Below are 15,218 nucleotides of genomic sequence, written 5' to 3'. Positions count from 1 at the left end.
TGCTGGGGGCGGAAAAATGCACACGGAACAAAGTCAAAAGATACTTCGTTACGTCGTTGGTGTGATGTTATCGCTGATCATTGCCTATGGTTTGAACTGGCCGCTAGCCTATGTGATGCCTGTGTTCGTTGCCAAACTGCTGGTCGATAAGCCCATTGCAGATAAGCGGGTGATGACTGAGCTGGGTTTATCGATGGTGGCTACTGTTCTGATTGCCCTGATGGTAACCAATGGGTTAGTCCAATATCCCCTTATTATGTTGGTGCTTATTGGGCTGATGATGCTATGGGCATATTTTCTTTTTCAGAACCCGAATTGGAACTTCTTTGCAACGATGCTGATGATTGCAGCACTACTATTACCGTATTTGGGCCTAATGCAGCCGGTGATTGCCTTGGAGGCAGGAAAAGCGTTGATGCTGGCTGGGGGGGGGGCTGTTGCTGTTTATGGTATTATGCATTGGTTATTTCCTGCGCAGGGGGGCGAAATACCGAATGTAGTCACCAAATCCGCACAAGAGGAACGCCAAGCGCAGCAGGTGAGGTTGCAGGAATCATACAAGGCGCTGCTGATTAGTTTTCCTGTTATTGCTTTTTGTTACTTTTGTCAGCTGACAGGAGCTATTTTGACAATGATCTTTATTGGTATCTTGTCACTGCAGCTGACCGTTGCAAAGAGCGTAAAACTAAGTCTTTTTTTGCTTATAACTAATATTGTTGGCGGATTGCTGGCCATTATGGCTTATGAGCTGCTGGTGACTGCACCGTGGTTTCCCTTCCTGGTTGCGATGATGGCCTGTTTTACCCTGATTTTCGCAGTGAAGATTTTTTGCCAGCCCGAGAAAGCGCCAATCTATGCCAGTATATTCTCGGCTTTGTTGGTTATATTTGGCGCCGTTGTTGCCAGTGATAGCAAATTGATTGATATGAACTTCTATACTCGAATCTGGCAGCTTATTTTAACCAGCGGTTACATGATCGTGGTGGCCACTTTTATTGAAAAGTGGCAATCAGCATCCTGTACAGACGCGAAGCAACCTGCGCCGGTATTGCTAACCTAGCGGACAAATTTCTTACGGTAGTCTTTTGGCGGAAATCCAGTCAGCTTTCTAAAAGCCCGTGAAAAGTGGGCGATATCAGCATAGCCGAGCTCAACTGCTATATCTGTCAGGGAATAGTCTTTTTCTTCCATTAGCCTACAGGCAGTGGCTAGCATGATATTCTCCCTAATATGCTTGAAACTGGTATGCTCCTGCGAAAGCCTGCGCTGCAGGGTTCGCGGAGTTGTTCCTAAAACCTTTGCTGCTTCAGTGATGGTCATTGATTGTTTACATAAGTATGGGGAGAGTGCGAGATAAATAGATTCAATATAGGTAATCGTTTTAGGTGAATTGCTCGAGGAAGAAGAGACAGCAAAGCTAGCTGCTGAGTGGTAGGGTAAATTGAGTATTTCATTGCTAAGAGCAACCGCGCCAATTTTCCTTTTGGTGAAAAATTTGGTTTCCTTGCACTTCAGTATTTGTGCTAGTTTATCCGCGGCATCTGATTGCATGGCGATATATGTTGGGGACCATGGCTGTTTAGTCGCGTGCCGAATAAACTCGACAAGAAACAGGATGGCAAAGATTTCCGACCAGACATAACCTTCGGTTTCCTCGACCGGTTTGTAGCGGCAGAGCCATGGTGTATCGTTAAAATTTTCTATGCTTAATTGGGTACTTGGGGATTCATGCAGCACCGCTGTTTTCATTTGCTCGATGGCTTCGCCAATACTTTTAGGGTTATCCAGATGTGAAAGTAATTTAGGAATAAAATACTCCCGAATGGAAGTACGCAGAAGTTCACCGTAAAACTCTGGCTCAGCCCGCTCCGCCATCATACCCATGAGATTTCGTATAGGAGCCTCTGGCAGATATTCATGTTTATGTTGCATGATATCATCAGGTATACCCGCTGCACTCAGTAATGGATAAATATCTTTTTCAAAATGCTTAATTAAAGCAATAATCGTACTGGCATTAACAGTTTTTACTAGTGGTACCAACTGACCTTGTTGCATTGCTATACCTGTATATTTCCACTGTTTGTATAATTATAACGGTTTCGGCTAATTGGAATAAAGCTTTCTTCTGATAAAATTATAATTATTACATTAGAACTGTTCAGCGGACTTTATTGCTTTGTGTTGAAGGAATAATATGCTGCTGTTGAGGGGGGACACAGGCATACAAAACCGTACATCGTCAGTGTTGAGTTGGCATATCGAGGGCTCTACTCTTTACCTTAAAGAACGCTGTTTTATTGATGTGTATAATGAGTTTAATTCGAGATGCTTTCAGTACTTATAAAGTCACCTGCCGCAACAAACCTAAGTCTATAGCGAAATATATATTACGTGGGGTGATTCACCGTAAACCATTGAAATTATTAAATGATAACTTTAAGTGTGGTGAAAGAAAGGTCGTTTTTCGAAATCAACCCGAGTTTGCGCTCAAGGCGATGCGACCATATCTCAGAGCTGGTTTGAGTCGCATGATGGCTGTCAAAGCCGTGGTTAACCACCATGAATGGCTCGATAGTCATATCAACCTAACCGCTCGGCAGATGATTTATCAGCATGGCTTGACTTTGCACAGCTTCGATATCGGTGAAGAGACCTTTATGATTAAGCTTTTGTTCCTTGATAGTTATAGACGGGAAGGCGAGCTGACATTGGCACTTTGTGATAGTACGGGAAATAAACGTTACGTAATTACCTTTACCGTACATGAAGGTAGTGCTTATATTGGCGGAGTGCAGGGAAGTGTTGATAACGATAATTTCAGCCGAAGGTTCACAAAAACAGTTTATGGTATTCGTCCTAAAGCCTTTGTTGTCGAGGCAATGAGAGTATTGATGAACTACTATGGAATCAAAAATATTTATGCGGTTAAGAACTCCGCACATGTTTATGCGGATTCACGATACAAGAAAAAACTCAAGTTTAATTATGACCAGCTTTGGATAGAACAAAATGGTACTGAATATAATAAGTGGTATTTCCGTTTACCACTTATCAGTGAAAGAAAGCCGATCGAGTTGATAAAAAGACCAAAACGGAAAATGTATCGGGAAAGATATCAATGGCTAGATCAGTTTAATGATGTGATGAAAAAAGAATTAGATACAATAGCATTAAATTAGATTTACAATTCTAAATTTATATCTGTGCTGTATTTATTATATGCCCAAAGCCTTTAAGTTGCTTTTCAAGAAAAGCAACTTAAAGTAGAAAATTAAATTAGGTAGTCTCAATTTTACTGTTATCAATACACTCTTCCTCAAAATTAGCTTGCGCCTGTTCAAGTTCTAACATTAATAATTGAATATCTGCGTGATTCCCAACTCTTATTGCTTCACGCACTCTATCTCTGCATTGTATCAGCCTTTCTTTTGCCGACGGATTGGCAAAAAGGCTTCGTAAACTTTCCGCTTGATCCATAATTCTACCTCTTATTACAACATGTTAAGAGCACAACGTCTGCGGATACCTGAATTGCCATGGAAGAAAATAAAGCCACTTACTGCTATGAAAAAGATAGCATAAGGTGGGGCAAGTGTACGCCTTATATTGTGATAAAATTCACAATCTTGAAAATGGTAATACAAGACACGTAATTACTTTAACTTTTGTTTGTGTGAATGTTTTCGGGGTGTAAGAGGTTTGTTGTTTTGTGTTAATTTAACGGTTGGCTAAAATGAACCTGTGCTGATAATGAATTTCGTAATAGCCACCAAATACTCATTTTTGGTGGCATAATCGATTTTATCACCCGAGTTTATTCACCGCTTAGTGAAGTGGTCCTTTGGAGCCGTAACGTACAAGGTCTTTACCGTTCTCATAGACTTCTTCCGTTACCCAGCGGCCCAGCAGAAGTTGATGTTTATCGTCTAGTACTGCAATAAAATGGCGGCCATCAGCATTGTTGGTTGCCAAGGCAACACCCGCAACGTTAGTTAGACCTAATCCACCGTTTTCAACGGACAGAAGAAATGACTCAAGTTCTTCTAGGCTTGAGATAACATCATTTTCGTTGATCATAATACTTTATCTTTTAGTGCTGTTGTCCCTTTCGTTTAGCCAAATTCTTGCTGTTGGTATGGCTTTTTTGTCTTCGGAACAACTTGTTTGAGGAAGCCCTCTATGGAGTTCGACTGCTAGAGGACGGTAATCCATTTTACACATGATAGCGGAGAATTTAAATTTTGGCTGATTCAGTATGTTATATATGTACTTGCCGCATAGCTCAAATTCGGTACATTAAACAAATAGCACATATCATGGAATGAGCAGGAGCCTTACAGTAATGGAAAGCAAAACTTATGCAGTTATCGGAACCGGAGCCATCGGTGGTTACTATGGCGCGAGATTACACCACGGGGGCTTTGATGTTCATTTTTTGCTAAACAGTGATTATCAGCAAGTTCGCCAACAAGGTTTGAAGGTCGATTCCCATTTCGGCGATTTTTCCATTGCTGCTGATAGGATAAATGCTTACAACGTGACCAACGAGATGCCCAAAGCTGATGTTGTCTTAGTCGCTCTGAAGACGACCCAGAATGATTTACTTGAGGCTTTAATCCGTCCTTTGCTCAAATCAGATACGCTTGTTCTCTTGCTGCAAAATGGTATTGGCGCAGAGCAGGCACTTAATAACCAACTTGAACTGGAATATACTGCCGGAGGGTTGTGTTTTATTTGTTCCAACAAAGTTGGACCTGGGCACATCCACCATATTGATTATGGTCGGTTGACTTTGGGGGTATATGGGGAGTCTGGAATATCAGCCTTGACCAGCGTTGCTGATGATTTTAAGCACTGTGGTGTAGAGGTAGACATAGAACACAGTATCCTCGATGCTCGATGGAAAAAATTACTGTGGAATGTGCCCTTTAATGGCTTGTCAGCTGTGCTGGATGCCGATACGGCTCAGATCATGGCTTGCCGTGAAACGGTCGCCCTGGCCAAAGCGATAATGTTGGAAGTGGGCCTTGTCGCAAAAGCGACAGGATCGTCGATTGATCCAAATCTGATTGAAACCATGCTCAATAATACAGCCAAGATGAAGCCATATATGACCAGTATGCTGCTTGATCGGCGTAACGGCCGTGAAATGGAATTACAGTATATGTACAGCAATGTCTTGGATATGGCTCGTGAGCATGGGGTGGAAATGCGTAAGACTGAAGCGTTATACCAGCAGCTGTGTTTTCTCAATCGACAAATCGCCAAATAGTGTTGTAGTCCAAAACGGCAGTCGGTCCGTGACAGGCTTTTTCGAGGTGAGTTGAAGCAGAAATGAACTCCTTGCCGAACATCCGAATCGTTCTCGTTGCAACAGTACCTTGAAGTTACTTGGGAATATTGGTACAGGCTGGTAGACTGCGCTTCCAATTTTTCTACCGTTACAGTTAATGCCCATGACTTTTGCATCATTGCAATTAAACAACAAGTTGTTGAGCGCTCTGCCAAGCCAATTGACGACTCCGACCGATATACAGCGTTTAGCTATCCCTGCCGTAATCAAAGGCAAAGATGTGTTGGCACTGGCGCAAACGGGAAGCGGTAAAACCTACGCTTTTGGTTTACCGATGCTGCACAAGGTTGATGCTGGGCAAAACGAACTTCAAAGCCTGGTTCTGGTTCCGACTCGCGAACTGGCTTCACAGGTGACGGCGTCTTTGCTTGACGTTGCCCGTCAGCTTGGTATTCGAGTGGGCATGCTATGTGGCGGAGTTGCCCCGGAGATTCAGCAGGCAGAGTTGGAGCAGGGTGCACAGATTGTCGTTGCTACACCCGGACGATTACTTGATTTTCTTAATAAAGGCTATGTGTCGCTAAAATCTTTGCAGATATTGGCATTCGATGAAGCCGATCGGCTGCTGGAAATGGGCTTTTGGCCGGACGTACAAAAAATAATCTCTTTTGCCCCGGCTGCGAGACAGACATTATTGTTTTCCGCCACCTTGCCCGAAACACTGGAGCAGGCGGCGTTGGGACTGATGTATAAGCCAGAGCGAGTGGCTGCCAGCCACCAGAATAGCGTGGTTGAAGAAATCCATGAGCAGCTCTACTTAGTCAACAAGGGCAGCAAGCCACAAGCGCTGATTGCTCTGCTGCAACAAAATGACTGGCCGCAAGTCTTGGTATTTGTGAGCGAGAAGAATGCGGTGGACAGTTTAGCTAAAAGGTTGAATAAAAAGGGTATAGACGTCGCCGCATTGCACGGTGATAAAGAGCAGTCAGAGCGTGAGCAGATTTTAGCTAGTTTCAAGACGCAGCAGACCAGGGTACTAATCACCACCGACCTGCTTTCTCGCGGTATTCATGTCGATGCCTTGCCTGTGGTCATCAACGCCGATATCCCTGACAATGCACCTGTCTATGTGCACCGGGTTGGCAGGACTGCCCGTGCGGGTATGAACGGTCTTGCCATTTCACTGGTATGTCATGGTGAGACAGTCGCTTTGAATGCAATTCGCAAACTTACCGGCCGGCCGATGGAGACGATTGGGCTGGAAGGGTTTGCGGTGACAGATAAACCGGCAGACCCGGAAGCTGGCACCGAGCGAAAAAGGGCACCACGAGATAAAAAAGCCAACCGCCGCAGTCAGGCGAAACGCAGCATTAAGCAGTTTAAGCCTAAGAAAAACCATGGCTAGTACCATGCCCTGACCAGTGGTCAAATAGTCATCAGGATATTGCAGGAGACAGGAATGGAACAGATTTATTTTGCCGGCGGCTGCCTGTGGGGCGTGCAGGAGTTCATGAAGCACCTGCCAGGTGTCATTGCCACCGAGGCTGGGCGGGCGAATGGAACAACCGATACTACGCAGAGCGAATACGATGGCTACGCGGAATGCGTAATGGTGAATTTTGATGCCAAGGCCGTGACAGTGAAGCAGCTGATGGTCTTTTTCTTTGAGATCATTGACCCATACAGCCTCAACAGGCAGGGGGAAGATGTCGGTATTAAGTATCGTACCGGCGTTTACAGCAATAACCCGTTGCATCTCGTTCAGGCACGGGAGTATATCGACTCTCGCGAAGATAAAGCGCGCATTGTGGTCGAAGTGATGCCTCTGACCAATTACGTCAAAAGCGATGAAGAACACCAGGACAGGCTGTCGCGGTTTCCTGATGACTATTGCCACATTCCATTAGACTTGTTGCACAAGTACAAAAAAACGCACAGATAGCCAGACAGGCTATACCTGCTTCCACCATAGTTTCAATAATCGAGTAGGAGGAGGCCTCGCGGCCTCCGTCCTCTCACACCACCGTACAAGCGTGGGTCGCATACGGCGGTTCCGAATATATTTTCAGTGACTCGTACCCATCTCGCAATGAGTACATGCCCATCTCCTTGAACCGTTTCGTTGGCATGGCCTGATTGAGCTGTGGCGATAAAGCCAAGTGCCACCATCCTTTCTCTGACATCGCTAGCTTCCACGCATTGCGTTCGCTTACGCCCTCTTGGCGTAACCATGACGCTATACTGTGTCTGCGTTTGCGCTGCTTGAGTCGATAGCACCGTAGGCGCCGCCTTATCCATTCATCTAAGCGCTGCATCGCGCTTTTCCGTATGGCAAGCTTGAAGTAGTGTTGCCATCCTCTTAGGTATTGAGTGAGTTCGACTATTACTGTCTTCAACTCTCGCCCTCGATTCCGCTTCGTTATTTGACGCACTCGCTTCTTCATATGAGTTTGTGCTCTCTTCGAGATATGGATAATTCCACCTCGTTGGAAGCGATGGCCTAGGTAAGTCCGCTCTGTCACTCTTGTTGCCGCACTTTTCTCACGGTTGACCGTGAGTTTCAGTTTCTGCTCCAAGAACTCCGTTATTGAGGCTTTTACTCGGTTCGCGGCTTCCTCACTGCCCACGTAGATTTGGCAGTCATCTGCATATCGGCAGAACTTATGCCCTCTTCGCTCAAGCTCTTTATCCAACTCATCTAATACGATATTTGATAGCAGCGGAGATAATGGTCCACCCTGTGGTGTCCCTCGTTGCCTCTGCTCGGCTAACCCGTTTCGCATTATGCCTGCCTGTAGGTATGACCTGACCAGCTTCAGTACCCGTTTGTCCGTGATATCCTCCGATAGCCTGTGCATCAGTCTATCGTGGTTCACGGTATCGAAGTATTTCGCTAGGTCAATGTCGACTACATAACCCCGCCCCTCCCTGATGTAGTGGCTTGCTGCCGCCAATGCATGGTGGGCACTACGGTTGGGCCTGAACCCGTAACTACTGTGGGAGAACTTCGGTTCATAGATATCTGTCAGTACTGAGGTGATAGCCTGTTGGACTATCCTATCAAGTACTGTTGGGATACCTAGTTGCCTAACTCCCCCGCTAGGTTTAGGGATTTCTACACCCAGAACAGGTTGGGGTTGATAGCTCCCATCCAGAAGGCTCTGGCGGAGCGCTTGCCCATTTGAAGACTGCCGAAGCATCGAGATAGTCGCTGTTATATCGAGTTTATCGACACCAGCACACCCTTTGTTCTTCTTCACTCTTCTCAGGGCTTGGTTCAGATTCGTTGATGAACAGATCTGCTCCATCAACTGAGTTGAGGTCACCAAGACTCGTCCTCCTGTCTACGCCGATCATGCTTGTCATTCTTCGTGGCCATGAGCGTCACTTGCGGTGTTGCCCATTGGTACGTAGAGATTTTGATCATCTTGCTATGACTCCACATGATTGAGTGTCTAGTGACTGCTTCTTGATATATTCAGTTCCGGCCTTCCCTTGGGTTGTACTTCCCCAAGGTACTATGCCTTCTGCTGACTTCTTATTTCCCATCACACAGCATCACTGCTGCATTAGTCTCGCCCGAGACAGGTAATAAGATCTCCCGAGGTAAGACGTTGTTCTTTCCCTTGGCTGTGCCTGATTTACCCGTACACACTTCCCGTCGAGGCATTGGGCTATTCTATATGTTGCTAGGTTACCCAAGTTGTACTGGCCTACTATCAGATTTCTGTTCGTCACGGCCAAGTTTTGCCATTTGCTTCCTTCAGATCCCGCCTCACGGTGGGCACCCTTGCATAGGCTAACGGTTCTCGCTCGACTGAGCCCGTAGAGGACTTTCACCTCCTAGAACAACGCCATGCTCGGCGCACAACGAAAAAGCCCGGGAGAGCAGTCTCCCGGGCTTATTGGTAGCGGTGGCCAAGATAGCTAACGCTATGGAACGGCGTTTATTCGCAAAGGTCCAGTTCGTTATGGATCAGTACCACACACTGGGAAGCGAAGATCATTTTAGGGCCTAGGCTGATCTTCTGGGTGCCGAGTCGCTCCAGGCTCTTGAACGTTTTCTTCGGCATCGGAATGTGGTCGGTGAGCAGGAAGCAAGAGTTGCCGCTGAACTCTTGTTCGCGAATCGAGGCCCCTTTCTTGTCCATCATGTATAGCTGGTAATCTTCAGCAAGCTCCTTCACTAGCTTTTCAAAGCTAACAGTTCGAACAGTAATGCCCGGCTCAACTTGGCGCTCTTGCTCTTTGCCCATCCCGCGCGAGGCATCCAATGCCTTGGCTACCTTGCTTAGCAAGGCTTGTTCATGAAAGCCACCGATATTGGTCATCTCGTTGGCAACAAAGGTGACAGTGCGAGAGTAGTCCTGGGTGCTTTCTAGAACCAGGTGGACGATAACATCTTCGCGGTGTGACTGCGCCACGAAGATAGAATTCATCAGGGTGTGGGCCAAAATTTCAGTGTGAGCTTCTTGGCCAACTGAAGCCAGTAGTTGCTGGCTGTCGGTAGGAGCGGATCTGGCTCGTAATACAAAGGCGCGCATTGAAGGATGTCCTACTGATTAAAATACTTTTGAATCAAGGTATTGATACCTGCCGAATTGTCATCGGCAACAGAGGTGCAGGATTATCGCACCTTTGGTGGGAGATGTAACTGAAATAATGCCCAAGAGCAGTAACCAGAGCAGTAAGTGCCGAGAAAACGAACGCTACTTTTTTAGGATAATCACCCGTTTTTGTGTCAAAATGCGCTGTCTCCACCAATTAGTCTGTAAAGTAATGAACTACCAAGCTGTAATTTTCGATATGGATGGTTTGCTTCTCGATACCGAGCGTGTTTGTATGCGTATTTTCAAAGAAGCTTGTGAGGTACAACAACTTCCATTTTATGAAGATGTTTATCTGTCCATCATTGGCCGTAATGCTGCGGGAATCGAAGTGATTTTCCGCAAAGCCTATGGTGATGACTTAGATCGCCTGCATGACGAATGGCGTACTCGCTACAACGGCGTGGTTAAGCATCAAGCCATTCCAGTCAAAGAGGGTGTGGTAGAGCTATTGGAGTGGCTGAAAGAACAGGGAACGCCTATTGCTATTGCAACCTCTACAGCTAAAGATGTTGCTAAGAAAAAATTAGAGCTGGCGGGTATCGACAAGTATTTTGACAACCTGACCACAGGTTGTGAGGTCGCCAATGGTAAGCCCCATCCTGAGATATACCAACTGGCGGCGAGCCGTCTAAATGTCGAGCCAGAATATTGTCTGGCGTTTGAAGATTCAAACAATGGCGTAAGAGCTGCAGTAGCAGCGAACATGATGACCTACCAAATCCCTGACTTGGTCCAGCCTTGTGATGAAGTTCGCCAGTTTGGTCATGCAATTTTACCTTCACTTCATGACGTCCTAGCACAACTGAAAACAGTTTAAAGTGATGAGGATGCCGCCGTGTTGGTACGATGGCATCTTTCTTATATTAAAGCTCCAGTCAAAGTGAACTATCTCGAGACTTCCACCAAGCAAACCGGTGCATCGATATGGCATTGGTAGCCTGTTGGCATAAGGTTACCCGTTTTGCTGTGGCGGCGAAAACTGACGATATTATTTGAATGTTGATTGGCAACTATCAACCATTGTTCATCTTCAGATAGGAGAAAATCCCTTGGGAATTGACCGAGGCAGTCGAAGGTGTCCAGTTGTACAGGCTGATGGTCAGAAACATCAAACAGAGTGATCTTGTTCTGCGCTCGGCATGACACATACAAGTGTTTGTTGTCTGCTGAGAGGCGTATAGCCGATGCGGCCTCACCACTTTCAACCCCATTCAACAAATCGCACTGCGCTGAGATGGCCCAGGTACCCGCGTTTTTGGTAAGAACGACCAGAGTTTCAGATAGCTCGCACACAACATAGGCACGTGTCTCGTCGTGGTTGAAAACGAGATGACGAGGGCCAGAACCTGCAGGCATGACGATGCTTTGTGCTAGCTGGAATAAGTGGTTGTTACTGTCCGGATCATAATGGTAAAAGCGAACCCGATCAGCACCAAGATCAACTACTGCCAAGTGATCGGAATACTGGAGGAAGGTGGCCTGATGAGCATGGGGGGATTGCTGGCGGTCGGGATTTGGTCCAAAGCCGTCTTCGTATAAATCCGCAACAGCATGCAACGGCCTTCCATTATCATCAAGCAGATACACAGACACATTCCCAGAGCCATAATTAGCAACAGCAAGGTAAGGGGCTTTGATATCTACATGGCAGGGGTAATCACCCGCAATAGGTAAGAAAGCATTGCCGATATCTGAAGAAAACTGAAGAGCCGCACCGTCTTCTTGAGAGATCTCACTAAAGCTATAGAGACCATTATCTGAAGTGGCTAGGTAAGAAGGATTACGAAGCGAGGCTAGAGCACCACTGTGGGTAAGTTCGCCTGTATCGGTATTCAGCGTGATGTGTGCGATACCCTTGCTGGTGCTTGGTGCATCCGTGTAGGTGCCAACATAAAAATGCAAGTGATTGTGGGTTGTCATTAACAGCCTTGAAAAACAACTAAAAAATTGTCCATACCATGCCTTTTGACCCCGTTAACAGCAATAACTTAAAGACTTGATAGAGTCAAAATGTGAAGCAGTTGTCTGGTTTGGTTGCAAACTTTGCTTGTTGCTTCAAATGAAATTGATTTGAATAGGGCAATTTTGTGCAAAATTCACAAAGGTCGTTAAGCTAGACTGGCATCACAGGAAAAGTGAGTGATGTCAGAGCAAACAAAGAAATTTAAAGAGGATGTGAGTCTTTATCGCCGAGGAACTAGGCGCCCATCGTGTTTATGGTCGTGTTTCTGATATTGAATTTGTTGGTGTTCTAGCCTGCAAATACCGGCAATTAATCAGAAAGTTATTCGGTTATCATATTGGCTCGACAGTACTTATAGAGTAATGACTTCGCCAAGGCTTGGGATATAAGCATCCCACTGATATTGTTGGCTTAAACGTTGTTGTAGTGCTTCTATGGCCTCCGGCTCTCCGTGAATCAGGAACAGGTGTGGGTGTTTGGGCTGGAAGTTGTTCGCCCAGCGGACGAGCTGATCTTGTCCGGCATGGGCGGAAAACCCGCCGAGGGTATGTATTTTTGCCTTGACCGAGATTTCCTCTCCGTAGATTTTGACTTGTGAAATGCCGTCGACCAGTGCCCGGCCGAGCGTGCCCTGGGCCTGATAGCCGACAATGACCAGATGGGTATTGGGAAGCCATAGGTTATGTTTGAGGTGATGCAGAATCCGCCCTCCGGTACACATCCCACTGCCTGCAATGATGATGGCACCATCATTGATCGTGTTTAGCTCCATCGACTCTTCCGGGGTTGGTGTATAAACTAGGCCAGGCAGCCAATTGTCCCAACCATGCTTGATGAATTGGCGGAAATCGGGGTCATCGTCGTTGAATAAGCTTTGGTGGCGGCTGTACACATCACTGACTTTAATGGCCATGGGACTATCGATGTAAACCGTGTGATTATCTAGGGCGCCCTCGCGTTTGAGCTGACCAAGCCAATAGATCAGATCTTGCGTTCGGCCTACCGCAAAGGATGGAATAAGAATATTGCCCCCTTCGTTTGCTGCAGTTTCGATAACTTGCTTGAACTCCTGCAGCGTTTCAGAGAGTGGCCGATGATTGCGCTCACCATAGGTTGATTCGAGCAGCAGGATGTCAGCCTCGCTGATCTCTTCAGGGTCGCTGAGCAATGGGGCGCAGTCATTGCCGAGATCGCCTGAAAAAACCAGCTTACGGTTACCTTCCTTCGTTGCGATCCATAGCTCTACGATGGCTGAGCCGAGTACATGGCCCGCATCCCTAAAACGCAATTGGATCTCCGGGCAGACTTGTTGCTTTATCCCGTAATCAATGCCGACTATTAGCTGCAGGGCCTGTTCTACGTCCTCCATGTCATATGGCGGCGTTTCTGGTTCTTTGCCTGCCCGCAATAGACGGCGGTTTTTACGCTCATAGTCACTGAGTATCAAAGATGCTGCATCTCGATACATGATAGGCAGTAAGTCCTGGGTTGCAGAAGTTGTGTATACTGGGCCGTCATAACCGCCTTTTACTAAAAGCGGGACCATGCCTGAGTGATCCAAATGAGTATGTGAAATAATCACGCTGTCTATAGTGCGGGGATCGAAATTGAAAGGCTGCTCATCTTCATCATCCCGCTGATCTGCCCCTTGCCGTATGCCACACTCTAGGAGCAATCGATGTTCCCCAGTTTCAATAAGATAGCATGAGCCTGTCACCTGTTTTGCTGCACCGAGAAAAGCTAAGGTTGCCATTGTCTGTTACTCGTGGAATGTTTTTATTAAACTAGGTCAAGATGGAGAGAGAATCAAAATGATGCGTGCAATTAACGCCAAGAAGGTACTATGAAATCAAAGATGTACTCAACGTTCGCTAGCGAATATGACGAAGTTATTCAAGACAACATCTACAATGCTCACTTAGAGCGTCCGACCCTTCAAGCAATGCTGCCAGCACTGAATGATCTTGATGTTCTCGATCTCGGCTGTGGATCCGGTGTATATGCCGAGTACTTGCTTAAGCAAGGTGCTAAATCAGTTACCTGTATTGATTACGCTGAAGAGATGGTTCAGTTGGTGGCTAGCAAGGTAAAAGAAGCGGGGTTGAGCAGTAAGGTGGTGGCTTATGCGCAAGACCTTTCAAAAGGGCTACCGAAGGAAAAGGATGCGAGTGTCGATTTGGTGATTTCACCATTGATGGTACATTATCTGGAAGATCTTAATCCACTTTTCAGCGATGTCCATCGTGTATTGAGGGCTGGTGGTTATTTTGTCTTTTCAACTCACCATCCGTTTGCGGATTTTGAATGTACGCAAAGTGGAAATTACTTCGAGCGAGAATTGGTGCAAGAAGAGTGGAATACCGTTGGCAAGCCAGTTCAAGTAAGTTTTTATCGTCGTTCGCTGACTGAAATCACAAACGCTTTAACCCAGAATGGTTTGGTGATTACCCAGATTTCTGAAGGTGAAGTTTCAGAAAAGGTCAAAGAAATGGATGCTGTTCGTTATGAGTACCTGGCGAAGAATCCAAATTTCATTTTCATCAAGTGTCTGAAACTCTCTTAATTAATCGCTACGAGTGATGTGCAATAGGCCGGGTGATTTATCTCGGCCTTTTCATATCTTCAGTTGTTCTTATGGCCTTGAAAAGGCACGAACAACTGTCATGACAATCGTATCAATCTTCTGTTCAAGTTCCTCACCTTCAGGCAAAGGCAATAAATCCAGTACTTGAGGCCAAAACAGTTGACCCTGTAGTAGGCTGATATAAATACTGGTTATGGTTTGAACATCTCTGGCTACTAGCTTTTTAGCGGCGATAGCGTGTTCGAACCACTGACTGACAGCGTGTGTATGATACAGGCGTTGGGTGATGGATTTTGCCAATTCAGGTTGACGGAAGAACTCCTTCAGTATGGTACGTGAGAGCTCAATCCCATATATCTCATAGATAACCTTTAACTCATGCTTAGTGATGTTACGGAGCTGTTCATCTAGCGGTTTGTTCAAGTCAAACTGATAGCACTCTTCAACGACAGTCCTTTCTCTAATTTCAGTCAGCACCGCTTCAAATAAAAACTCTTTACTCTCAAAGTGCCGGTAAAGCGTTCGCTTCGACACCTCTGCTGCGGTGCAAATATTGTTCATGTTGGCAGCCGAAAAGCCTTTTTCTATAAATTCATGTTTGGCGGCATTAATGATGGCTAGCCTTTTTTGCTCTGAACGCGTCATCTTTTCAGTCCGTGATGGTTTTCACTGAGTTTAGCAACGTATTGTCATAAGGTAAACTCATGAGTTTACTTTCTGGTGTCGCTACACTAGAATCCGCCGAAATCGTTGCTTAGATTTTGA

At 46.0% G+C, this 15,218-nt stretch carries 15 protein-coding genes; 7 read left to right on the top strand and 8 right to left on the bottom strand.

What is annotated here, in order from left to right:
- Positions 1–16: 16 nt before the first annotated feature.
- Complete coding sequence (locus tag PTW35_RS22755) at positions 17–1,060, top strand: DUF2955 domain-containing protein (protein WP_281027579.1); 1,044 nt, start codon at positions 17–19, stop codon at positions 1,058–1,060.
- On the opposite strand, the gene PTW35_RS22750 is transcribed toward PTW35_RS22755, so the two are convergent.
- Positions 1,057–2,058 (bottom strand): helix-turn-helix domain-containing protein, encoded by a 1,002-nt coding sequence (locus PTW35_RS22750; protein WP_281027578.1) that lies wholly within the window; start codon positions 2,056–2,058, stop codon positions 1,057–1,059. The two genes, PTW35_RS22755 and PTW35_RS22750, sit on opposite strands and share 4 nt — an antisense overlap.
- Before the next feature lie 254 nt (positions 2,059–2,312).
- Between PTW35_RS22750 and PTW35_RS22745 the strand changes: the two genes are divergently transcribed.
- Positions 2,313–3,182 (top strand): DUF535 family protein, encoded by an 870-nt coding sequence (locus PTW35_RS22745; RefSeq protein WP_281027577.1) that lies wholly within the window; start codon positions 2,313–2,315, stop codon positions 3,180–3,182.
- A 97-nt stretch (positions 3,183–3,279) separates the two neighbouring features.
- On the opposite strand, the gene PTW35_RS22740 is transcribed toward PTW35_RS22745, so the two are convergent.
- Both PTW35_RS22740 and PTW35_RS22735 read right to left on the bottom strand, forming a co-directional pair.
- Positions 3,280–3,480, bottom strand: coding sequence for a hypothetical protein (locus PTW35_RS22740; RefSeq protein ID WP_281027576.1), 201 nt, complete (start codon positions 3,478–3,480; stop codon positions 3,280–3,282).
- Between the two features lie 348 nt (positions 3,481–3,828).
- A complete protein-coding gene (locus PTW35_RS22735) occupies positions 3,829–4,080 on the bottom strand; it encodes a hypothetical protein (RefSeq protein WP_281027575.1) in 252 nt (83 codons plus the stop codon).
- A gap of 265 nt (positions 4,081–4,345) precedes the next feature.
- Between PTW35_RS22735 and PTW35_RS22730 the strand changes: the two genes are divergently transcribed.
- The 3 genes from PTW35_RS22730 (at position 4,346) to PTW35_RS22720 (ending at position 7,238) form a co-directional block, all read left to right on the top strand.
- On the top strand, positions 4,346–5,275 hold the full coding sequence (locus tag PTW35_RS22730) for a putative 2-dehydropantoate 2-reductase (protein WP_281027574.1): 930 nt from the start codon (positions 4,346–4,348) through the stop codon (positions 5,273–5,275).
- 184 nt (positions 5,276–5,459) lie between these two features.
- Positions 5,460–6,701, top strand: coding sequence for a DEAD/DEAH box helicase (locus tag PTW35_RS22725; protein WP_281027573.1), 1,242 nt, complete (start codon positions 5,460–5,462; stop codon positions 6,699–6,701).
- A gap of 54 nt (positions 6,702–6,755) precedes the next feature.
- Entirely contained in the window at positions 6,756–7,238 is a 483-nt protein-coding gene (locus PTW35_RS22720) for a peptide-methionine (S)-S-oxide reductase (RefSeq protein WP_281027572.1), read from the top strand.
- A 73-nt stretch (positions 7,239–7,311) separates the two neighbouring features.
- Here PTW35_RS22720 and ltrA read toward each other — a convergent pair whose 3' ends face one another.
- Together ltrA and trmY are read right to left on the bottom strand one after the other, a co-directional pair.
- Entirely contained in the window at positions 7,312–8,604 is a 1,293-nt protein-coding gene (gene ltrA, locus PTW35_RS22715; RefSeq protein ID WP_348637736.1) for a group II intron reverse transcriptase/maturase, read from the bottom strand.
- Between the two features lie 639 nt (positions 8,605–9,243).
- Positions 9,244–9,840 carry a tRNA (pseudouridine(54)-N(1))-methyltransferase TrmY gene (gene trmY / locus PTW35_RS22710; protein WP_281027571.1) on the bottom strand — a complete coding sequence of 199 codons (597 nt, stop codon included), beginning with the start codon at positions 9,838–9,840 and terminating at the stop codon, positions 9,244–9,246.
- A 235-nt stretch (positions 9,841–10,075) separates the two neighbouring features.
- Between trmY and PTW35_RS22705 the strand changes: the two genes are divergently transcribed.
- Complete coding sequence (locus PTW35_RS22705) at positions 10,076–10,723, top strand: HAD family phosphatase (RefSeq protein WP_281027570.1); 648 nt, start codon at positions 10,076–10,078, stop codon at positions 10,721–10,723.
- A 68-nt stretch (positions 10,724–10,791) separates the two neighbouring features.
- On the opposite strand, the gene PTW35_RS22700 is transcribed toward PTW35_RS22705, so the two are convergent.
- Together PTW35_RS22700 and PTW35_RS22695 are read right to left on the bottom strand one after the other, a co-directional pair.
- Complete coding sequence (locus PTW35_RS22700) at positions 10,792–11,826, bottom strand: lactonase family protein (RefSeq protein ID WP_281027569.1); 1,035 nt, start codon at positions 11,824–11,826, stop codon at positions 10,792–10,794.
- A gap of 395 nt (positions 11,827–12,221) precedes the next feature.
- Positions 12,222–13,622, bottom strand: coding sequence for an MBL fold metallo-hydrolase (locus PTW35_RS22695; RefSeq protein ID WP_281027568.1), 1,401 nt, complete (start codon positions 13,620–13,622; stop codon positions 12,222–12,224).
- A gap of 90 nt (positions 13,623–13,712) precedes the next feature.
- On the opposite strand from PTW35_RS22695, the gene PTW35_RS22690 reads away from it, so the two are divergent.
- Complete coding sequence (locus tag PTW35_RS22690) at positions 13,713–14,432, top strand: class I SAM-dependent methyltransferase (RefSeq protein WP_281027567.1); 720 nt, start codon at positions 13,713–13,715, stop codon at positions 14,430–14,432.
- Positions 14,433–14,501: 69 nt separating this feature from the next.
- Here PTW35_RS22690 and PTW35_RS22685 read toward each other — a convergent pair whose 3' ends face one another.
- A complete protein-coding gene (locus PTW35_RS22685) occupies positions 14,502–15,098 on the bottom strand; it encodes a TetR/AcrR family transcriptional regulator (RefSeq protein ID WP_281027566.1) in 597 nt (198 codons plus the stop codon).
- Positions 15,099–15,218: the final 120 nt, after the last annotated feature.

The sequence above is a fragment of the Photobacterium sp. DA100 genome, from assembly GCF_029223585.1.
GTDB lineage: Bacteria > Pseudomonadota > Gammaproteobacteria > Enterobacterales > Vibrionaceae > Photobacterium.
The sequence above is the reverse complement of the archived record's forward strand: the minus strand, read 5'-3'. Positions and strand labels throughout refer to the sequence as shown.